Source organism: Streptomyces sp. JK94 (assembly GCF_053613315.1).
This window is the reverse complement of the sequence record NZ_JBSICH010000004.1, coordinates 60,139-80,956: the sequence shown is the minus strand read 5'-3', so window position 1 is coordinate 80,956 and position 20,818 is coordinate 60,139. Positions and strand designations below refer to the sequence as shown.

The 20,818-nt window shown below is 70.6% G+C and carries 19 protein-coding genes; all 19 read left to right on the top strand.

Annotated features, from left to right (window positions below; translation table 11 throughout):
• Positions 1-406 precede the first annotated feature (406 nt).
• On the top strand, positions 407-2,509 hold the full coding sequence (rho, locus tag ACVV2G_RS04145) for a transcription termination factor Rho (RefSeq protein ID WP_453841191.1): 2,103 nt from the start codon (positions 407-409) through the stop codon (positions 2,507-2,509).
• Positions 2,510-2,725: 216 nt separating this feature from the next.
• Positions 2,726-4,510 carry a trypsin-like serine protease gene (locus ACVV2G_RS04140; protein ID WP_453841190.1) on the top strand — a complete coding sequence of 595 codons (1,785 nt, stop codon included), beginning with the start codon at positions 2,726-2,728 and terminating at the stop codon, positions 4,508-4,510.
• Between the two features lie 343 nt (positions 4,511-4,853).
• Positions 4,854-5,981 carry an LCP family protein gene (locus tag ACVV2G_RS04135; RefSeq protein WP_453841189.1) on the top strand — a complete coding sequence of 376 codons (1,128 nt, stop codon included), beginning with the start codon at positions 4,854-4,856 and terminating at the stop codon, positions 5,979-5,981.
• A gap of 164 nt (positions 5,982-6,145) precedes the next feature.
• A complete protein-coding gene (gene rpmE / locus ACVV2G_RS04130) occupies positions 6,146-6,370 on the top strand; it encodes a 50S ribosomal protein L31 (RefSeq protein ID WP_018571447.1) in 225 nt (74 codons plus the stop codon).
• 108 nt (positions 6,371-6,478) lie between these two features.
• Entirely contained in the window at positions 6,479-7,555 is a 1,077-nt protein-coding gene (gene prfA / locus ACVV2G_RS04125) for a peptide chain release factor 1 (protein WP_453841188.1), read from the top strand.
• A gap of 53 nt (positions 7,556-7,608) precedes the next feature.
• A complete protein-coding gene (prmC, locus tag ACVV2G_RS04120; RefSeq protein ID WP_453841187.1) occupies positions 7,609-8,454 on the top strand; it encodes a peptide chain release factor N(5)-glutamine methyltransferase in 846 nt (281 codons plus the stop codon).
• A 50-nt stretch (positions 8,455-8,504) separates the two neighbouring features.
• On the top strand, positions 8,505-9,152 hold the full coding sequence (locus ACVV2G_RS04115) for an L-threonylcarbamoyladenylate synthase (protein WP_053137111.1): 648 nt from the start codon (positions 8,505-8,507) through the stop codon (positions 9,150-9,152).
• The gene (locus ACVV2G_RS04110) at positions 9,149-9,829 is read left to right on the top strand and encodes an arsenate reductase/protein-tyrosine-phosphatase family protein (protein WP_453841186.1); all 681 of its coding nucleotides are present in this window, start codon (positions 9,149-9,151) and stop codon (positions 9,827-9,829) included. The genes ACVV2G_RS04115 and ACVV2G_RS04110 overlap by 4 nt, the downstream gene beginning before the upstream one ends.
• A gap of 124 nt (positions 9,830-9,953) precedes the next feature.
• The gene (locus ACVV2G_RS04105) at positions 9,954-11,210 is read left to right on the top strand and encodes a serine hydroxymethyltransferase (protein ID WP_453841235.1); all 1,257 of its coding nucleotides are present in this window, start codon (positions 9,954-9,956) and stop codon (positions 11,208-11,210) included.
• Between the two features lie 130 nt (positions 11,211-11,340).
• On the top strand, positions 11,341-12,666 hold the full coding sequence (locus ACVV2G_RS04100; protein ID WP_453841185.1) for an MraY family glycosyltransferase: 1,326 nt from the start codon (positions 11,341-11,343) through the stop codon (positions 12,664-12,666).
• Between the two features lie 286 nt (positions 12,667-12,952).
• Complete coding sequence (locus tag ACVV2G_RS04095; protein ID WP_453841184.1) at positions 12,953-13,390, top strand: Cg1360 family ATP-synthase-associated protein; 438 nt, start codon at positions 12,953-12,955, stop codon at positions 13,388-13,390.
• 226 nt (positions 13,391-13,616) lie between these two features.
• Positions 13,617-14,438, top strand: coding sequence for a F0F1 ATP synthase subunit A (gene atpB, locus ACVV2G_RS04090; RefSeq protein ID WP_453841183.1), 822 nt, complete (start codon positions 13,617-13,619; stop codon positions 14,436-14,438).
• A gap of 72 nt (positions 14,439-14,510) precedes the next feature.
• The gene (gene atpE, locus ACVV2G_RS04085; RefSeq protein ID WP_030420957.1) at positions 14,511-14,741 is read left to right on the top strand and encodes an ATP synthase F0 subunit C; all 231 of its coding nucleotides are present in this window, start codon (positions 14,511-14,513) and stop codon (positions 14,739-14,741) included.
• Between the two features lie 44 nt (positions 14,742-14,785).
• Positions 14,786-15,331 carry a F0F1 ATP synthase subunit B gene (locus tag ACVV2G_RS04080; protein ID WP_453841182.1) on the top strand — a complete coding sequence of 182 codons (546 nt, stop codon included), beginning with the start codon at positions 14,786-14,788 and terminating at the stop codon, positions 15,329-15,331.
• Positions 15,328-16,143, top strand: a complete 816-nt coding sequence (locus ACVV2G_RS04075; RefSeq protein WP_453841181.1) for a F0F1 ATP synthase subunit delta — start codon at positions 15,328-15,330, stop codon at positions 16,141-16,143. Before ACVV2G_RS04080 ends, ACVV2G_RS04075 begins: the two co-directional genes overlap by 4 nt.
• Positions 16,144-16,268: 125 nt before the next feature.
• Positions 16,269-17,858, top strand: coding sequence for a F0F1 ATP synthase subunit alpha (gene atpA, locus ACVV2G_RS04070; RefSeq protein ID WP_453841180.1), 1,590 nt, complete (start codon positions 16,269-16,271; stop codon positions 17,856-17,858).
• Between the two features lie 21 nt (positions 17,859-17,879).
• On the top strand, positions 17,880-18,797 hold the full coding sequence (locus ACVV2G_RS04065; RefSeq protein ID WP_453841179.1) for a F0F1 ATP synthase subunit gamma: 918 nt from the start codon (positions 17,880-17,882) through the stop codon (positions 18,795-18,797).
• Entirely contained in the window at positions 18,797-20,245 is a 1,449-nt protein-coding gene (atpD, locus tag ACVV2G_RS04060; protein WP_453841178.1) for a F0F1 ATP synthase subunit beta, read from the top strand. The genes ACVV2G_RS04065 and atpD overlap by 1 nt, the downstream gene beginning before the upstream one ends.
• Positions 20,246-20,376: 131 nt before the next feature.
• On the top strand, positions 20,377-20,751 hold the full coding sequence (locus ACVV2G_RS04055; RefSeq protein ID WP_453841177.1) for a F0F1 ATP synthase subunit epsilon: 375 nt from the start codon (positions 20,377-20,379) through the stop codon (positions 20,749-20,751).
• Positions 20,752-20,818 lie beyond the last annotated feature (67 nt).

Genomic DNA, 20,818 nt, shown 5'->3' with positions numbered 1-20,818 from the left:
CGCGGTTGCCGGATTTCGAGAGGGGGAATGTTTGTTGGATCCGGTAGTGTTAACCTCAAGTCTGCACCCGACCCCACCATGGCGAGGTGCCTCGTGTCCCCGTCCGGGACAGACTTTCTTCCGGGAGCCCCCCAAGCCGCATTGTGTGGTGGACGTCGTACGTGATCAGTACGGCCGACACGCACACTGAGCGGCCCGCCGGGCACGCTTCGGAACCGGTGCGACCACGCCGCGTGACACAGACACTGGGTGCCACGGCCAGGGGGCGCGCCATCACCAGATATCTCTCCCGCCGTTCAGGCGGACCACCGCCCCGGCACGGTTCACACAGCAAGGACCGAAGCCGGACAGCACAACCGGTCGCCGAGCCAGACAGGCCGACGTCCGCTCCAGGGAAGGACCCTTCGTGAGCGACACCACCGATCTGATGGGCGCACGTGTCGAGGAGACCGCTGCCGCGCCCGCCACGGACGCCTCCGCGCCTGCCACCGGTGCCGGCTCCCGGCGGCGCCGCGGTACCGGCCTCGAGGGCATGGTGCTGGCCGAGCTGCAGCAGGTCGCATCCGGCCTCGGCATCAGGGGCACCGCGCGGATGCGCAAGAGCCAGCTGATCGAGGTCATCAAGGAGGCGCAGGCCGCCGGGGGAGCCCCCGCAAAGGCCGCGCCCGCCGCGGACGCCGCCGGCGAGACCAAGCCGAAGCGCCGCAGCACCTCCCGGACCCGTACGGGCGACGAGGCCCCCGCCGAGAAGGCGGAGAAGGCCGGCAAGGCCGAGAAGAAGGCGGACAGGACGGCCGCCGACAAGGCCGCCGCCCAGCAGCAGATCGACATCCCCGGCCAGCCGTCCCCCAAGGTCTCGCCCTCGGCCGACCAGGCCGGTGCCCCCGCCGACGACGCCCCCTCCGAGCGCCGTCGCCGCCGGGCCACCGCCGACGCGGGCGCTCCGTCCGCCGGAACCGAGACCGTGGCCGTCGAGACCCGCAACGAGCCGAAGGCCGAGTCGTCGGCCCAGCAGCAGTCGCAGGGCCACCAGCAGGGCCAGGGCGACGCCCGCTCCGACGGCGAGGGCGGCGAGGGCCGCCGTCGCGACCGCCGCGACCGGGGCGAGCGCGACCGCGACCGGGGCGAGCGCGACCGGGGCGAGCGCGGACGTGACCGCGACCGCCGGGGCAAGGGCGACGACCAGCAGAACCAGGGCGGCGGCCAGCAGCGTCAGCAGCAGAGCGGCGGACGCCAGGACCGTCAACAGCAGCAGCAGCAGGACGACGACGACTTCGAGGGCGGCCGCCGCGGCCGTCGCGGCCGCTACCGGGACCGCCGTGGCCGCCGCGGACGCGACGAGGTGCAGGAGCCGCAGATCAACGAGGACGACGTCCTCATCCCGGTCGCCGGCATCCTCGACATCCTCGACAACTACGCGTTCATCCGGACCTCCGGCTACCTGCCCGGCCCCAACGACGTGTACGTCTCCCTCGCCCAGGTCCGCAAGAACGGCCTGCGCAAGGGCGACCACATCACCGGTGCCGTGCGCCAGCCCAAGGAGGGCGAGCGCCGCGAGAAGTTCAACGCGCTGGTGCGCCTGGACTCCGTCAACGGCATGGCGCCCGAACACGGCCGCGGGCGGCCGGAGTTCGGCAAGCTGACCCCGCTGTACCCGCAGGACCGGCTCCGCCTGGAGACGGACCCCGGCGTCCTCACCACCCGCATCATCGACCTCGTCGCGCCCATCGGCAAGGGTCAGCGCGGTCTGATCGTGGCCCCGCCGAAGACCGGCAAGACCATGATCATGCAGGCGATCGCCAACGCGATCACGCACAACAACCCCGAGTGCCACCTGATGGTCGTCCTCGTCGACGAGCGTCCGGAAGAGGTCACCGACATGCAGCGGTCGGTGAAGGGCGAGGTCATCTCCTCGACCTTCGACCGCCCGGCCGAGGACCACACCACGGTCGCCGAGCTGGCCATCGAGCGCGCCAAGCGCCTGGTGGAGCTGGGTCACGACGTCGTCGTGCTGCTCGACTCGATCACGCGTCTGGGCCGTGCGTACAACCTCGCCGCCCCGGCCTCCGGCCGCATCCTGTCCGGTGGTGTCGACTCGACCGCCCTGTACCCGCCGAAGCGCTTCTTCGGTGCGGCCCGCAACATCGAGGACGGCGGCTCGCTGACCATCCTCGCCACCGCGCTGGTGGACACCGGGTCCCGCATGGACGAGGTCATCTTCGAGGAGTTCAAGGGCACCGGCAACGCCGAGCTCAAGCTCGACCGGAAGCTCGCCGACAAGCGCATCTTCCCGGCGGTGGACGTCGACGCGTCCGGCACCCGCAAGGAGGAGATCCTGCTCGGCAGCGAGGAGCTAGCCGTCACCTGGAAGCTGCGCCGGGTGCTGCACGCCCTCGACCAGCAGCAGGCGATCGAGCTGCTCCTCGACAAGATGAAGCAGACCAAGTCGAACGGCGAGTTCCTGATGCAGATCCAGAAGACGACACCCGCCCCGGGCAACGGCGACTGAGTCGCCGCCCGGAGTTTCCTGGCGCAGTCCGAAGGCCCGCCCCGTCACGCAGGTGACGGGGCGGGCCTTTCGACGTGCGGCTTGTAGGATCAGCGCACCGCAGTGGGGGGGAACGTGTTTTCGGATACGCCCACAGGGCGATGTGCGCCGCCTTCACGGGCCCGCGCCCGCCGGGCTCTTCTCTCCTGCCTGCATCCACAGCGACAGGAGACCTGAGTGACGTCTACTCCCCGAAGAGCCCGCCTGGCCCTTCCCGCGGCCACAGCCGCACTCGCCCTGTCGGGCGCGGTCCTCGCGGCCGCCCCCGCCCAGGCGTCCGGCACGACGCCCCTCCCGCCCCGGCCGGCCGCCACCGAGCGGCCCGCCGCCTCCCAGACCGAGCTGCTGGAGCGGGTGCGCGGTTCCGGGACCGCGCTCGAGGACGGCACCGCCACCGCCCCCGGGCAGCCGGAGCCGGCCCCGGGCGCCGGGGCCCCGTCCCGCACCGTCGACCCGAAGATCATCGGCGGCGGGGACGCCACCATCACCGAGGCCCCGTGGATGGTGCAGCTGCACTACTACGACGACAAGGGCACCGCCGGCACGGCCGACGACGAGGGCTACTTCTGCGGCGGCACCCTGGTCGCCCCGGCCAAGGTCCTGACCGCCGCGCACTGCGTGTACGGCCTGGACTGGTCCGCGAACGGAGCCGTCCTCGCCGGCACGGCCCGGCTGCCCGACGGCGACGACCTGCACGGCGGCCGGGTCGCCGGCGTGTGGCGCCAGTGGGTCAACCCCACGTACCGGCCGAGCACCGTCGCCGGCGGCGACCTCGCGGTGCTGACGCTGAGCGAGGCGCTGCCGTACAGGACGCTCCAGCCGACGTCGAGCGGCGACACCGCCTCCTACGCCAACGGCACCCCGGCGACGGTGTACGGCTGGGGGCGCACCAGCTCCGCCGACGACGACATCTCGCCGACGCTGAAGAAGGCGACGGTGCCGATGCGGTCGGACGCCGCCTGCACCTCGTACTGGGGCTCCGCCTTCGTGGCCGGTCAGATGGCCTGCGCCGGGAACCCGGCCTCCGGCCAGGACACCGGCACGGTCTCCCCGTGCAACGGGGACTCCGGCGGCCCGCTCGTGGTCAACGGCCGGATCGCCGGCGTCGTGTCCTGGGGTGTCACGGACTGCGTCGCGTCGGGCGCCTACGGCGTCTACGCCAAGACCCGCTCCTACGCCGGCGAGGTCAACGCCCGCATCGACGACACCGACCTCGACTTCGACGGCCTGGCGGACCTCTTCGTCCGCACGCCCGGCGGCACGGCCTACGAGTACTACTCCCTGGGCGACCGGTGGCCCTACCTCGCCGACCGCGTCCCGCTCGGCGACTGGAGCGGGCTGAGCCTGGTGCGCCAGGCCGACCTCGACCGGGACCTCTACCAGGACTACCTGTACCGCTCCCAGGACGGAGTGCTCCACACCCTCGCCTTCAACGGGGACGACCGGTACGAGTCGACCCGCGTCGGTGGCGGCTGGAACGTGATGAGCGACATCCGCGTTCCGGGCGACCTCTCCGGTGACGCCGTGCCCGACCTGGTGGCCAAGGACAAGGACGGCGTCCTGTGGCTCTACCCCGGCAAGGGCGACGGGCTGTTCGGCACCCGCGTGCGGATCGGCGGCGGCTGGGCCGCGTACACGATCACCGGCAAGGGCGACTACGACCGCGACGGCAGGTCCGACCTGCTGGCGCGGGACGGCTCCGGCGTCCTGTGGCTGTACCCGGGCACCGGCAAGGCCTCCCCGGCGCTCGGCAGCCGGGTCAGGGTCGGTGGCGGCTGGTCCGTGTACGACGCCTTCGCGACCGCCGGTGACGTCACCGGCGACGGCAGGCCGGACCTGCTGGCCCGGGACACCTCCGGAGTGCTGTGGCTGTACAGGGGCACCGGCGGCACGGGAACGGCGACGTTCACGTCCCGGACCAGGGTCGGCGGCGGCTGGGGGGCGTTCGACCTCTTCGGCTGATCCCGCGGGGTCCGCCCGGCCGCGGTTCGGGGGCCGCCTCCTTCCAGGGGGCGGCCCTTCGCGGTTGCGATCCTCGCCCCACGGGAGGTTCCCGCGACCGCCCGCGGGTACCCGGAGCCACTTGCGGGGAAGCCCGGGTCAGCACCGCGGACCGACGCCCGCCGAGCACGTTCGGTGACCGTTTGCCCACCCGGCCGCCCCAGACCGTCGTGCAACCCCTTCCCGGCTTCCGCCGTCCTCGCCACGGAGGGACGATGGTGAGGAAAGGCTGAAACCAGCCGGAACCGCCCGGCCCGGCCCTGAGCGCAGGGGGTAACCCACCGGACGAACATCCGAGGAGCACATGTCCGCCGAGAGCACGCCCGAACACGACATACCCCACCCCGGCGACCCCCGCGGCACCGGGCCCCGCCGCCGCAGGCCGCGCGCCAGGCGGCGCAAGGCGCTGCTCGTCGCGGCCTGGAGCGCCGCGGGCATCGTGGTCCTGGGCGGCACCGGCGCGGGCGTCCTCTACTTCAAGCTCAACGGCAACCTGACGAGCGTCGACATCAACCGGGTCCTCGGCACCGACCGGCCCGGGAAGGCCGACAACGGCTCCGAGAACATCCTGGTCCTCGGCTCGGACACCCGCTCCGGCGGCAACGAGGAACTCGGCGGCGGCACGGACGACGGCACCGCCCGCTCCGACACGGCGATGATCGTGCACGTCCACCAGGGCCACCGGAAGGCCAGCGTGGTCTCCATCCCGCGCGACACCCTCGTCGACCGCCCCGCGTGCACCGACACCGACGGCGGCCGGCACCCCGCCGCCGACGAGGTGATGTTCAACTCCGCCTACGCCACCGGCGGCGCCGCCTGCGCCGTGAAGACCGTCGAGTCGGTCAGCGGCCTGCGCATGGACCACTACCTCGAGGTCGACTTCAGCGGCTTCCGGACGCTCGTCGACGACCTCGGCGGCGTCGACGTCACCACCACCGAGGACATCGAGGACCCCGACAGCCACCTCGACCTGCCCGCCGGCACCCACACGCTGGACGGGAAGGAGGCCCTCGGCCTGGTCCGCACCCGGCACGGCGTCGGCGACGGCTCCGACCTCGGCCGCATCCAGCTCCAGCAGGCCTTCGTCAGGGCCCTGGCCGACCGGGTCGAGGACATCGGCCTGCTCGGCAACCCCAAGAAGCTGTACGACATCGCCGACACCGCCACCAAGACCGTGACCACCGACTCCGACCTGGGCTCGGTGAACTCCCTGATGTCTTTCGCGAGCGGCCTGAAGGGCATCGGCGCCTCGAACATGAACATGGTGACGATGCCGGTACGGTACGACCCCGCGGACGCCAACCGCGTCCTCGTGGCGCAGGACAAGGCCCGACGGGTGTGGGACGCCCTGAAGGACGACCGGCCGATCCCGAGGAGCGTCACCGAGGGAACCGCCGCCGGCGGGGCCGGGGACGTGGTGGCGACGTCCTGACCGCCGGGGAGCGGTGGCGGCCTCCCGGCCGCCGGGGAATAGACGGCCCCCGCCCCCGGTTTTGGGGGATGGCCCCAGTCCTGGCAGACTGGTACGTCGGCTCCGGTTCACGCCCCCGCATCCCGCGTCGGCGACCCGGCGCCCTCCCGAACCTAGGAGACACCTTGAAGCGCGACATCCACCCCGAGTACGTCGAGACGCAGGTCAGCTGCACCTGTGGCGCGTCGTTCACCACCCGCAGCACCATCGACAGCGGCACCATCCGCGCCGAGGTCTGCTCCGAGTGCCACCCGTTCTACACGGGCAAGCAGAAGATCCTCGACACCGGTGGCCGTGTGGCCCGCTTCGAGGCCCGCTTCGGCAAGGCTGCCGCCGGCTCCAAGAAGTAGCGAGCCCCCAACCGCCGGTCCACGGCCGCTCCCCCAGCCGGGGAAGCGCCGGGACCGGCGTTTTTGGTCGCCCGCGTCCCCCTTCCAAGCAGTAAGCAGGAGCCCAAGATGTTCGAGGCCGTCGAGGAACTCGTCGCCGAGCACGCCGACCTGGAGAAGAAGCTCGCCGACCCGTCGGTCCACGCCGACCAGGCCAACGCGCGCAAGCTGAACAAGCGTTACGCCGAGCTGACCCCGATCGTCGCCACGTTCCGCTCCTGGAAGCAGACGGGCGACGACATGGAGACCGCGCGCGAGTTCGCCGCCGACGACCCCGACTTCGCCGCCGAGGTCAAGGTGCTGGACAAGCAGCGCGACGAGCTGACCGAGAAGCTCCGCCTCCTGCTCGTCCCGCGCGACCCCAGCGACGACAAGGACGTCATCCTGGAGATCAAGGCGGGCGCGGGCGGCGACGAGTCGGCCCTCTTCGCCGGCGACCTGCTGCGCATGTACCTGCGCTACGCCGAGCGGGTCGGCTGGAAGACCGAGATCATCGACGCCACCGAGTCCGAGCTGGGCGGCTACAAGGACGTCCAGGTCGCCGTGAAGACCAAGGGCGGCCAGGGCGCCACCGAGCCCGGCCAGGGCGTCTGGGCCCGGCTGAAGTACGAGGGCGGTGTGCACCGCGTGCAGCGCGTGCCGGCCACCGAGTCCCAGGGCCGCATCCACACCTCCGCGGCCGGCGTGCTGGTCACGCCCGAGGCCGAGGAGATCGACGTCGAGATCAACCCCAACGACCTGCGCATCGACGTCTACCGGTCCTCCGGCCCCGGCGGCCAGTCCGTCAACACCACCGACTCCGCCGTGCGCATCACGCACGTCCCGACCGGAGTCGTCGCCTCCTGCCAGAACGAGAAGAGCCAGCTGCAGAACAAGGAGCAGGCGATGCGTATCCTGCGCTCCAGGCTGCTCGCGGCGGCGCAGGAGGAGGCGGAGAAGGAGGCCGCGGACGCCCGGCGCAGCCAGGTCCGCACCGTCGACCGCTCCGAGAAGATCCGCACGTACAACTTCCCGGAGAACCGCATCTCGGACCACCGCGTCGGCTTCAAGGCGTACAACCTGGACCAGGTCCTGGACGGCGACCTCGACTCGGTGATCCAGGCCTGCGTCGACGCGGACTCGGCGGCCAAGCTCGCCGCCGCCTGAGCGCCGTCGCACCCCCCCCGCACCGGACCCCAGCTCAGCCCCGGAGGACCAGCGTGAACCTGCTGCTCATGGAGGTGGCCCAGGCCACCCAGCGGCTGGCCGACGCCGGCGTGCCCTCGCCGCGCACCGACGCGGAGGAGCTCGCCGCGTATCTGCACGGCGTCAAGCGGGGCGAGCTGCACACCGTGCCGGACGCGGACTTCGACGCCCGGTACTGGGAGGTCGTCGCCCGCCGCGAGGCACGCGAGCCGCTCCAGCACATCACCGGCCGCGCCTACTTCCGCTACCTGGAACTCCAGGTCGGCCCCGGCGTCTTCGTGCCCCGACCCGAGACCGAGTCCGTCGTCGGCTGGGCCATAGACGCCGTACGCGCCATGGACGTCGTCGAGCCCTGCATCGTCGACCTGTGCACCGGCTCGGGCGCCATCGCGCTCGCGCTCGCCCAGGAGGTGCCGCGCTCGCGCGTGTACGCCGTGGAGCTGTCCGAGGACGCCCTCAAGTGGACGCGCAGGAACATGGAGGGGTCCAGGGTCGAGCTGCGCCAGGGAGACGCCCTGACGGCCTTCCCGGACCTCGACGGCCAGGTCGACCTGGTCGTCTCCAACCCGCCGTACATCCCGCTCACCGAGTGGGAGTACGTCGCCCCCGAGGCCCGCGACCACGATCCGCAGCTGGCCCTCTTCTCCGGCGAGGACGGCCTCGACCTGATCCGGGGCCTGGAACGCACCGCCCACCGCCTGCTGCGCCCCGGCGGGGTCGTCGTCGTCGAGCACGCCGACACCCAGGGCGGCCAGGTGCCGTGGATCTTCACCGAGGAGCGGGGCTGGGCCGACGCGGCCGACCACCCCGACCTCAACAACCGCCCCCGCTTCGCGACGGCCCGCAAGGCGCTGCCGTGAGCCCCGCCCCGACTTCGACCCCGCAGTACGTGTACGAGGAGGCCCGCTAAATGGCACGGCGATACGACACCAACGACGCGACCGACCGTGTGACCGGTCTGCGCGAGGCCGCGTCCGCCGTCCGCCGTGGCGAGCTAGTGGTGCTGCCGACGGACACCGTGTACGGCATCGGCGCCGACGCCTTCACCGGCGAGGCCGTCGCCGACCTGCTGGACGCCAAGGGCCGGGGCCGCAACATGCCCACGCCCGTCCTCATCGGCTCGCCGAACACCCTGCACGGCCTGGTCACCGACTTCTCCGAGCTGGCCTGGGAGCTGGTCGACGCCTTCTGGCCGGGCGCGCTGACGCTGGTCGCCAAGCACCAGCCGTCCCTCCAGTGGGACCTCGGCGACACCCGCGGCACGGTCGCCGTGCGCATGCCGCTGCACCCCGTCGCCATCGAGCTGCTCACCGAGGTCGGCCCGATGGCCGTCTCCTCCGCCAACCTCACCGGCCACCCGGCGCCGGAGGACTGCGACGCCGCCCAGCAGATGCTCGGCGACTCCGTCTCCGTCTACCTCGACGGCGGCCCCACCCCCGGCAACGTCCCGTCGTCCATCGTCGACGTCACCCGCGAGGTGCCCGTGCTGCTGCGCGCGGGCGCGCTGTCGGCGGAGGAGCTGCGCAAGGTGGTACCCGACCTCGAGGTGGCGAATTGACGGCCCCTGGGACGGGGCGTGGCATAGGCAACGGAGAACGCGCCGCGGAGATCACGACGACGTTCGTCGGGCTTCCGCGCGACAGCTTCCGCATCCTCCACGTCAGCACCGGCAACGTCTGCCGCTCACCCATCACCGAGCGGCTGACCCGGCATTTCGTGACGGAGCGGCTCGGTGTGCTCGGCGGCGGCCTCATCGTGGAGAGCGCCGGCACCTGGGGGCACGAGGGCGCGCCCATGGAGGCGAACGCGGAGACGGTCCTCGCGGACTTCGGCGCGGACGCGGCCGGTTTCACCGGGCGCGAGCTGCTCGACGAGCACGTGATCCGCGCGGACCTCGTGCTGACGGCGACGCGGGACCACCGCGCGCAGGTCATCTCCATGGGCCACTCGGCGGGCCTGCGCACCTTCACCCTCAAGGAGTTCACCCGCCTGGTGAACGCCATCGACCCGGCCACCCTGCCCTCCCTGGACGAGGGCGTGGTCACGCGCGCGCGTGCCCTGGTGCGGGCCGCGGCGGCCCTGCGCGGGTGGCTGCTGGCGCCGACGGCGGAGGCGGACGAGGTGTACGACCCCTACGGGGCGCCGCTGCCGTTCTTCCGGTCGATCGGGGACGAGATACACCAGGCGCTCGATCCGGTGGTGACGGCGCTGACCGGGGTCCCGGCGCGGACGTAGCGGGCGCCGCCGCGGGCCGGCCGCCCCGGCGGATGCCGCCTGGATGCCCGGCACCCCGGGCGCCTTCGGCCCCCCGGGCCTACATTGGTCGTACGTCACCGTCGACGCACGCCCGGAGCGCACCATGTCGGTCACCCACGACGTCCTCGAGGCCGATGACAGCGGGCTCGGAGCCCTGCTGCGCCAGGACCACGAGCTGGCCGAGGTCCTGCTCGCCGAACGCCGCCGGCAGTCGACGACCCTCCAGCTGATCGCTGCCGAGAACTTCACGTCCCCCGCGGTACTGGCCGCCCTCGGCTCCGCGCTGGCCAACAAGTACGCCGAGGGCTACCCCGGAGCCCGGCACCACGGCGGCTGCGAGATCGCCGACGCCGCCGAGCGGCTCGCGGTGGAGCGGGCCCGTGCCCTTTTCGGCGCCGAGCACGCCAACGTGCAGCCCCATTCCGGCTCCTCCGCCGTGCTGGCCGCCTACGCCGCGCTGCTGCGCCCCGGCGACACGGTCCTCGCCCTCGGCCTGCCGTACGGCGGCCACCTCACGCACGGCTCGCCCGCCAACTTCTCCGGCCGCTGGTTCGACTTCGTCGGCTACGGCGTGGACGCGGAGACCGGCCTGATCGACCACGACCAGGTGCGCACCCTGGCCCGCGCCCACCGGCCCAAGGCGATCGTGTGCGGTTCCATCGCCTACCCGCGCCACCTCGACTACGCCGCCTTCCGCGAGGTCGCCGACGAGGTGGGCGCCTACCTCATCGCGGACGCCGCCCACCCCATCGGGCTGGTCGCGGGGGGAGCGGCGCCCAGTCCGGTGCCGTACGCCGACGTCGTCTGCGCCACCACGCACAAGGTGCTGCGGGGCCCGCGCGGCGGCATGATCCTGTGCGGCGGCGACCTGGCCGAGCGGGTCGACCGGGCCGTGTTCCCCTTCACGCAGGGCGGCGCGCAGATGCACACCATCGCCGCCAAGGCGGTCGCCTTCGGCGAGGCGGCGACCCCGGCCTTCGCCGCGTACACCCGTCAGGTGATCGCCAACGCCCGCGCCCTCGCGGCCCACCTGGCCGCCGAGGGGCTGGCCGTGACCACCGGCGGCACCGACACCCACCTGCTCACCGTCGACCCGGCCCCGCTCGGGGTGGACGGCAGGAGCGCGCGGGGCCTGCTCGCGGCGGCCGGGATCGTCCTGGACTGCTGCGCGCTTCCGCACGGCGACGCCCGGGGGCTGCGCCTGGGCACGGCGGCCCTGACCACGCAGGGCATGGGGGAGCGGGAGATGCGGGCGGTCGCCACCCTGCTCGCCGCGGTGCTCCGGGGCGCGGCGGACGCGGTCACGGCGCGTGACGACGTACGGGCCCTGGTCGCGCAATTCCCCCCGTATCCGGACTGAGGCGGGGTAGGCGCACCCGCGTGCACAGTCACCCGTGCAACCATCGTCGCTACCCGGAAGTCCTCAACCGTATGCGCTCATCGCTAGGGTGTGGGGCTGGGAATGGCCAGCGAGACCTGTGGGGAAGCCCGTGCGTGAATACCTGCTGACGCTCTGCGTCACGGCCGCGGTGACGTATCTGCTGACAGGGCCGGTACGGAAGTTCGCGATCGTGGCGGGAGCGATGCCGGAGATCCGGGCACGCGACGTGCACCGGGAGCCCACTCCGCGCCTCGGCGGGATCGCGATGTTCTTCGGGTTGTGCGCGGGCCTGCTGGTCGCCGACCACCTCACCAATCTCAGCGAGGTCTTCGAGAACTCCAACGAGCCGCGCGCCCTGCTGTCCGGCGCGGCCCTGATCTGGCTGATCGGCGTCCTGGACGACAAGTTCGAGATCGACGCCCTGATCAAGCTGGGCGGGCAGATGATCGCCGCCGGCGTGATGGTGGTGCAGGGTCTGACGATCCTGTGGATCCCCGTCCCCGGCGTCGGCAACGTGGCGCTGACCCAGTGGCAGGGCACCCTGCTGACGGTCGCGCTGGTCGTCATCACCATCAACGCGGTCAACTTCGTCGACGGCCTCGACGGGCTCGCGGCGGGCACGGTGTGCATCGCGGCGGCGGCGTTCTTCATGTACGCCTACCGGATCTGGTACTCCTACGGCATCGAGGCGGCCGCGCCGGCCACGCTGTTCGCGGCCATCCTCATGGGCATGTGCCTGGGCTTCCTCCCGCACAACATGCATCCCGCCCGGATCTTCATGGGCGACTCCGGCTCGATGCTGATCGGCCTGGTGCTGGCGGCGGGCGCGATCTCGGTGACGGGGCAGGTGGACCCGGACGCGATGCGGTTGTTCTCCGGCTCCGAGCGCAACACCGTGCACCAGATGGTGCCGGTCTACATCCCGCTGCTGATGCCGCTGACCATCATCGCCATCCCGGCCGCGGACCTGATCCTGGCGATCGTGCGGCGCACCTGGCGGGGGCAGTCGCCGTTCGCGGCGGACCGCGGGCACCTGCACCACCGGCTGCTGGAGATCGGTCACTCGCACAGTCGCGCGGTGCTGATCATGTACTTCTTCTCGGCGCTGATCGCCTTCGGGGCCCTCGCCTTCTCGGTGAACGCCGCCTCCATGTGGATCGTGCTGGGCGTCGTCTTCCTCAGCGCGATCGGCCTGGTCCTGCTCCTGCTGCCGCGCTTCACGCCGCGTGCCCCGCGCTGGGCCGAGCGCTTCGTGCCGCCCCGTTACCGCCGCCGCGGGACGGCCGTCGCCGCCTCGGGGTCCACCGTGGACGTGGGCGAGACCGACCGGGGCGGGAGCGACGAGGCCACGACCGGCGACCGCGTTCCGGTCTCCGCGGGGGCTTCGGGCGTCAACGGGGCCACCGCCGTCGGCCCCCGTTCGCGCGCAAGGTAAGAATCTGACTAGAGCATTGCCAACCCATGGTGAAGCGAATCGCCGTAATACCAGACAAACCGGCTCTGCACTTGCACAAACGCGCACTGTCACTCTCACGTGTGACGGTCGGCACACCCTCAGGTAAAGACCTCATCAAATAGTTTGTGATACCGTTCACGAGAACCCCGGATGGAGCCGAAGGGCCGCAGTGCGACGGCCCCTTGGTGAGAGTTCTGCACTCGACCCGGGGGACTACGCTCGTCCATGACGACACCCCCTGCCCCCTGAAAGCGGAGCTGCCGCCATGCCCTCCAACGACGTCCGGATCCTGATCCAGGCTGCCGTGCCCACCGCCGTCGTCGGTGCGGTCGCAGTCGCGATCGGCGGTGCCGTCGAGGGGGGCGAGGGGGCGATCGGGGCGGTCGTCGGAGCAGTGGTCGTGATCCTTTTCATGGGAGCAGGGCTGTACGTCCTTCAGTGGACCGCGAAGTCGTTGCCGACTCTCTTCCAGGCGATGGCGCTGATGATGTACATGGCGCAAATTGCGCTGATGTTCATCTTCATCGTGCTCTTCAGGGACACGACGCTGTTCCATCCCAAGGTTTTCGCCCTCTCGCTGCTCGCCGGCACTCTCACCTGGGTCGCCGCGCAGGCGCGTGCCCAGATGAAGGCCAGAATCCTTTACGTGGAGCCCGAGTCGACGACGGGCGAGAAGAAGGAAACAACGGGGCGCTCGTCGTGAGACGTAGGGCCGGGATAAAGGCGCATGAGAGACCCTGCTATCGTCCGGTGCCAACTGCGGCATCGCGGGCGCGGGCATCCCAGCTGACGCCTGCCACATCGCGAGGCGAGATGCCCCCACAGCCGCCCTCATACCCGTAACACCAGTCCCGTGCCGATCCGCGGCCCCGTGCCGCGCCGACACCACGAGGTTGCCGAATCCATGCGCCACGCTGAAGGAGCCCGCGGTGAGTGCTGACCAGCCACAGGTGCTCGCCTTCGAGACCGACTGCCACATCTTCGACGGTTGTGGTTTCCCGTCTCCCGGGCTGCACTCGTTCCTGTTCGAGCCCATGTGGGGCGACGGCGACAGCAACGTGTACTTCAACAAGACGATGCTGCTGGCGCTGCTCGGCTCGATCATCATCGTCGGCTTCTTCTGGGCGGCCTTCCGCCGGCCCCAGGTCGTCCCCGGCAAGCTCCAGATGGTCGCCGAGGCGGGCTACGACTTCATCCGCCGCGGTGTCGTCTACGAGACGATGGGCAAGCGCGAGGGCGAGAGGTTCGTTCCGCTCGTCGTCGCGCTGTTCTTCTTCGTGTGGATGATGAACCTCTGGTCGATCATCCCGCTCGCCCAGTTCCCGGTGACGTCGGTCATCGCGTACCCGATGGTGCTGGCGCTGCTCGTCTACGTCGTGTGGGTCTCGCTGACCTTCAAGAAGCACGGCTTCGTCGGCGCCCTGAAGAACTTCACCGGCTACGACAAGTCGCTCGGTGCGGCCCTGCCGGTCGTCATGCTGATCGAGGCCTTCTCGAACCTGCTCGTGCGGCCCTTCACCCACGCCGTCCGACTCTTCGCGAACATGTTCGCGGGCCACATCCTGCTGGTGCTGTTCACCATCGCCAGCTGGTACCTGCTGAACGGGATCGGGATCGCCTACGCCGGCGTCTCGTTCGTGATGGTCATCGTGATGACCGCCTTCGAGCTCTTCATCCAGGCCCTGCAGGCGTACGTCTTCGTCCTGCTGACCGTTACCTACATCCAGGGCGCGCTCGCCGAGCACCACTGAGCGTCCCGCACCCGCCCCCAGTCGTCCGGTGGCCCACCCCCACCGGAACCGTGAAGAAAAGGAAGAACTGGCATGTCCCAGACCCTTGCTGCCGTCACCGGCTCGATCGCCTCCATCGGTTACGGCATCGCCGCCTTCGGCCCCGGCATCGGCGTCGGCATCATCTTCGGTAAGGGCACCGAAGCCATCGCCCGTCAGCCCGAGGCCGCCGGCCTGATCCGCGCCAACCAGATCCTCGGCTTCGCCTTCTGTGAGGCGCTCGCCCTCATCGGCCTGGTCATGCCGTTCGTCTACGGCAAGTGATCACCTGATCCGCGACCGGCTCACTAGACGAAAGGCAGTCTGATATGAGCCCACTGCTTCATATCGCGGCCGAGGAAACGCAGAATCCCCTCGTCCCGCCGATTCCCGAGCTCGTCATCGGCCTGCTCGCCTTCGTCATCGTCTTCGGCTTCCTCGCCAAGAAGCTCCTCCCGAACATCAACAAGGTTCTGGAGCAGCGTCGCGAGGCGATCGAGGGCGGGATCGAGAAGGCCGAGGCCGCTCAGACCGAGGCCCAGAGCGTGCTGGAGCAGTACAAGGCTCAGCTCGCCGAGGCCCGGCACGAGGCCGCGCGTCTGCGCCAGGAGGCGCAGGAGCAGGGCGCCGTGCTCATCGCCGAGATGCGCGCGGAGGGCCAGCGGCAGCGTGAGGAGATCATCGCCGCCGGACACACGCAGGTCGAGGCCGACCGCAAGGCCGCCTCGCAGGCGCTGCGCCAGGACGTGGGCAAGCTCGCCACCGACCTGGCCGGCAAGCTCGTCGGCGAGTCCCTCGAGGACCACGCCCGGCAGAGCCGTGTGATCGACCGCTTCCTCGACCAGCTCGAGGAGAAGGCCGAGGCCGGACGATGAACGGAGCGAGCCGCGAGGCCCTGGCAGCCGCACGCGAGCGGCTCGACGCGCTGACGGACTCCACGTCCGTCGACGCCGCGCAGCTCGCCGACGAGCTGGCCGCCGTCACCGCGCTGCTCGACCGCGAGGTCAGCCTGCGGCGGGTCCTCACCGACCCGGCGCAGGCCGCCGACGCCAAGGCCGAACTGGCCGGACGCATCTTCGGCGGCCAGGTCGGCGGTCCGACCGCCGACCTGGTGGCCGGTACGGTGCGCTCCCGCTGGTCGCAGTCGCGCGACCTGGTGGACGCGCTGGAGGAGCTGGCCGCCATGGCCGACTTCACCGCGGCCCAGAAGGCGGGCACGCTCGACGACGTCGAGGACGAGCTGTTCCGGTTCGGCCGGATCGTCTCGTCCGACACGGGGCTGCGCTCCGCGCTGACCGACCGCGCGGCGAGCACCTCGGCCAAGAGCGAGCTGCTGCACAGCCTGCTCGGCGGCCGGGCCAAGACCACGACCGAGCGTCTGGTGACGCGGCTTGTGACCGCGCCCCGGGGACGTAGCCTGGAGACGGGAATCGAATCCCTGTCCAAGCTCGCCGCCGAGCGTCGCGAGCGCACGGTCGCCGTGGTCACCTCGGCGGTCCCGTTGAGCGACACCCAGAAGCGGCGCCTCGGCGCCGCGCTGGCGCGGCTGTACGGCCGGGCGATGCACCTCAACCTCGACGTGGACCCCGAGGTCCTCGGCGGAATCCGGGTGCGGGTCGGCGACGAGATCATCAACGGCTCGCTCGCGGACCGGCTCGAAGACGCCGCCCGCCGCATGGCGAGCTAGCACCAACCGCATACGTAGGACTACGGCCCGGGTTGGGCCGTGCAGAGGATTCACCTCTTTCAGGGGGGAGTCCCCATCCCCCCAAAGTGAAACTTCGGGCCCAACAAGGAGAGCAGGGAACTCAGATGGCGGAGCTCACGATCCGGCCGGAGGAGATCCGGGACGCACTGGAGAACTTCGTCCAGTCGTACAAGCCGGACGCGGCCTCGCGCGAGGAGGTCGGTACGGTCAGCCTTGCCGGCGACGGCATCGCGAAGGTCGAGGGTCTTCCGTCGGCCATGGCCAACGAACTGCTGAAGTTCGAGGACGGCACCCTCGGTCTCGCCCTCAACCTCGAGGAGCGCGAGATCGGTTGCGTCGTCCTCGGTGAGTTCAGCGGTATCGAGGAGGGCCAGCCGGTCACCCGCACCGGTGAGGTCCTGTCGGTCGCCGTGGGCGAGGGCTACCTCGGCCGCGTGGTCGACCCCCTCGGCAACCCGATCGACGGCCTCGGCGAGATCGAGACGTCCGGTCGTCGCGCGCTGGAACTGCAGGCCCCCACGGTCATGCAGCGCAAGTCGGTGCACGAGCCGATGGAGACGGGCTACAAGGCCGTCGACGCCATGACCCCGATCGGCCGTGGTCAGCGTCAGCTGATCATCGGCGACCGCCAGACCGGCAAGACCGCCCTGGCCGTCGACACGATCATCAACCAGCGTGACAACTGGCGCACCGGCGACCCGAGCAAGCAGGTTCGCTGCATCTACGTCGCCATCGGTCAGAAGGGCTCGACCATCGCGTCGGTCCGCGGCGCGCTGGAGGAGAACGGCGCGCTGGAGTACACGACCATCGTGGCCGCCCCGGCGTCCGACCCGGCCGGCTTCAAGTACCTGGCGCCGTACACCGGCTCGGCCATCGGCCAGCAGTGGATGTACGAGGGCAAGCACGTCCTGATCATCTTCGACGACCTGTCGAAGCAGGCCGACGCCTACCGCGCCGTGTCGCTGCTGCTGCGCCGCCCGCCGGGCCGTGAGGCGTACCCGGGTGACGTCTTCTACCTGCACTCCCGTCTGCTGGAGCGCTGCGCGAAGCTCTCCGACGCCGAGGGCGCCGGTTCGATGACGGGTCTGCCGATCGTCGAGACCAAGGCCAACGACGTCTCGGCGTTCATCCCGACCAACGTCATCTCCATCACCGACGGCCAGTGCTTCCTGGAGTCGGACCTGTTCAACGCCGGTCAGCGCCCCGCGCTGAACGTGGGTATCTCCGTCTCCCGAGTCGGTGGCTCCGCCCAGCACAAGGCGATGAAGCAGGTCTCCGGCCGACTGCGCGTGGACCTCGCCCAGTTCCGTGAGCTGGAGGCGTTCGCCGCCTTCGGTTCCGACCTGGACGCCGCGTCGAAGTCGCAGCTGGAGCGCGGTCAGCGGATGGTCGAGCTGCTGAAGCAGAACCAGTACCAGCCGATGTCCACCGAGGACCAGGTCGTCTCCGTCTGGGCCGGCACCACCGGCAAGATGGACGAGGTGCCGGTCGTCGACATCCGCCGCTTCGAGAAGGAGCTGCTCGAGTACCTGCACCGCCAGGAGCAGGGCCTCATGACCTCCATCCGCGAGGGCGGCAAGATGTCCGACGACACCCTGCAGGCCATCGCCGAGGCGATCGCGGCGTTCAAGAAGCAGTTCGAGACGAGCGACGGCAAGCTGCTCGGCGAGGACGCCCCGTCCGCCGCCAAGTGACGTAAGGAAGGGACCTGACTCATGGGAGCCCAGCTCCGGGTCTACAAGCGTCGCATCCGATCCGTCACCGCGACCAAGAAGATCACCAAGGCGATGGAGATGATCGCCGCCTCGCGCGTCGTCAAGGCGCAGCGCAAGGTGGCGGCCTCCACGCCGTACGCGCAGGAACTGACCCGCGCGGTCACGGCGGTCGGGACCGGTTCGGACACCAAGCACCCGCTGACCACGGAGGCGGACAACCCGACCCGTGCGGCGGTCCTCCTCCTCACGAGCGACCGCGGTCTGGCCGGCGCCTTCAACTCCAACGCCATCAAGGCGGCGGAGCAGCTGACCGAGCGCCTCGAGCGCGAGGGCCAGCAGGTCGACACGTACATCGTCGGCCGGCGCGGTCTCGCCCACTACAACTTCCGTGAGCGCAAGGTCACGGAGTCGTTCACGGGCTTCACCGACGAGCCCACCTACGCGGACGCCAAGCAGGTCGCGGCACCGCTGATCGAGGCCATCGAGAAGGAGACGGCGGAGGGCGGCGTGGACGAGATCCACATCGTCTACACCGAGTTCGTCTCGATGATGACGCAGACGGCGGTCGACTCCCGGCTGCTGCCGCTCCGCCTCGAAGAGGTGGCTCAGGAGTCGACGACGAAGGACGAGGTCCTTCCGCTGTACGACTTCGAGCCGTCGGCGGAGGACGTCCTCGACGCCCTGCTGCCGCGCTACGTCGAGAGCCGCATCTACAACGCGCTGCTGCAGTCGGCCGCTTCCAAGCACGCCGCCACGCGGCGCGCGATGAAGTCGGCCACCGACAACGCGGGCGAGCTGATCAACACGCTCTCCCGTCTTGCCAACGCGGCCCGCCAGGCCGAAATCACCCAGGAAATCAGCGAGATCGTCGGTGGCGCGAGCGCACTGGCCGACGCGACCGCGGGGAGTGACAGCTAATGACCACCACTGTTGAGCCGACCGCTGCGTCGGGCGTGGCCACCGGCCGCGTCGCGCGGGTCATCGGCCCGGTCGTCGACGTGGAGTTCCCCGTCGACGCGATGCCGGAGATCTACAACGCCCTCCACGTCGAGGTCGCCGACCCGGCGCAGGCGGGCGAGATCAAGACGCTGACCCTGGAGGTCGCCCAGCACCTGGGTGACGGCCTGGTCCGCACCATCTCCATGCAGCCCACCGACGGCCTGGTCCGCCAGGCCCCGGTGACCGACACGGGTTCGGCCATCTCCGTCCCCGTCGGCGACTTCACCAAGGGCAAGGTGTTCAACACCCTCGGTGAGGTGCTGAACGTCGACGAGACCTACACCGGTGAGCGCTGGCCGATCCACCGCAAGGCGCCCAACTTCGACGAGCTCGAGTCGAAGACCGAGATGTTCGAGACCGGCGTCAAGGTCATCGACCTGCTGACCCCGTACGTCAAGGGCGGCAAGATCGGCCTGTTCGGCGGCGCCGGCGTGGGCAAGACGGTGCTCATCCAGGAGATGATCTACCGCGTCGCCAACAACCACGACGGTGTCTCCGTGTTCGCCGGTGTCGGTGAGCGCACCCGTGAGGGCAACGACCTCATCGACGAGATGAGCGAGTCCGGCGTCATCGACAAGACCGCGCTGGTCTTCGGTCAGATGGACGAGCCGCCGGGCACCCGTCTGCGCGTCGCGCTGGCCGGCCTGACCATGGCCGAGTACTTCCGCGACGTCCAGAAGCAGGACGTGCTGTTCTTCATCGACAACATCTTCCGCTTCACGCAGGCCGGTTCCGAGGTGTCGACCCTGCTCGGCCGCATGCCCTCCGCGGTGGGCTACCAGCCGAACCTGGCCGACGAGATGGGTCTCCTCCAGGAGCGCATCACCTCGACCCGTGGTCACTCGATCACCTCGATGCAGGCGATCTACGTCCCCGCGGACGACCTGACCGACCCGGCCCCGGCCACCACCTTCGCCCACCTCGACGCGACGACGGTGCTCTCCCGTCCGATCTCCGAGAAGGGCATCTACCCGGCCGTGGACCCGCTGGACTCGACGTCCCGCATCCTCGACCCGCGGTACATCGCGGCGGACCACTACAACGCCGCGATGCGCGTGAAGAACATCCTGCAGAAGTACAAGGACCTGCAGGACATCATCGCGATCCTCGGCATCGACGAGCTCGGCGAGGAGGACAAGCTCGTCGTCCACCGTGCCCGTCGCGTGGAGCGCTTCCTGTCCCAGAACACCCACGTCGCCAAGCAGTTCACCGGCGTGGACGGTTCGGACGTGCCGCTGGACGAGTCGATCGCGGCCTTCAACGCGATCTGCGACGGCGAGTACGACCACTTCCCGGAGCAGGCGTTCTTCATGTGCGGTGGTATCGAGGACCTGAAGAAGAACGCGAAGGAGCTCGGCGTCTCCTGAGCCGCGTGCTCATGGTGAGCCCCCGGGCTCACACCGGAGGGGGCGGGCGCGTCCCGCCCCCTCCGTCACGCCCCTTAGACTTGTAACCAACACCCGGCTCTCCCGCCGGGTGGTGACCCGAGGAGCCACCCTTGGCTGCTGAGCTGCATGTCGAGCTGGTCGCCGCCGACCGTCAGGTCTGGTCCGGCGAGGCCACCCTGGTCGTCGCGCGCACCACGTCCGGCGACATCGGCGTCATGCCCGGTCACCAGCCGCTGCTCGGTGTGCTGGAGTCGGGCCCGGTGACCATTCGTACGAGTGACGGTGGGACGGTCGTCGCCGCGGTGCACGGCGGCTTCATCTCGTTCGCGGACGGCAAGCTGTCCCTGCTGGCCGAGACCGCCGAGCTGGCGGACGAGATCGACGTCCAGCGAGCCGAGCGGAAGCTCGAGCACGCGAAGGCGGAGGGCGACGCCCACTCCGAGCGTCGTGCGGACGTCCGACTGCGCGCGGCGGCGGGACGCTGATCCGCAGCACTGTGCGATAGCGTCGTGCCATGACGTCACTCAGCCGCGGCTGGGACCGGAGCGATCC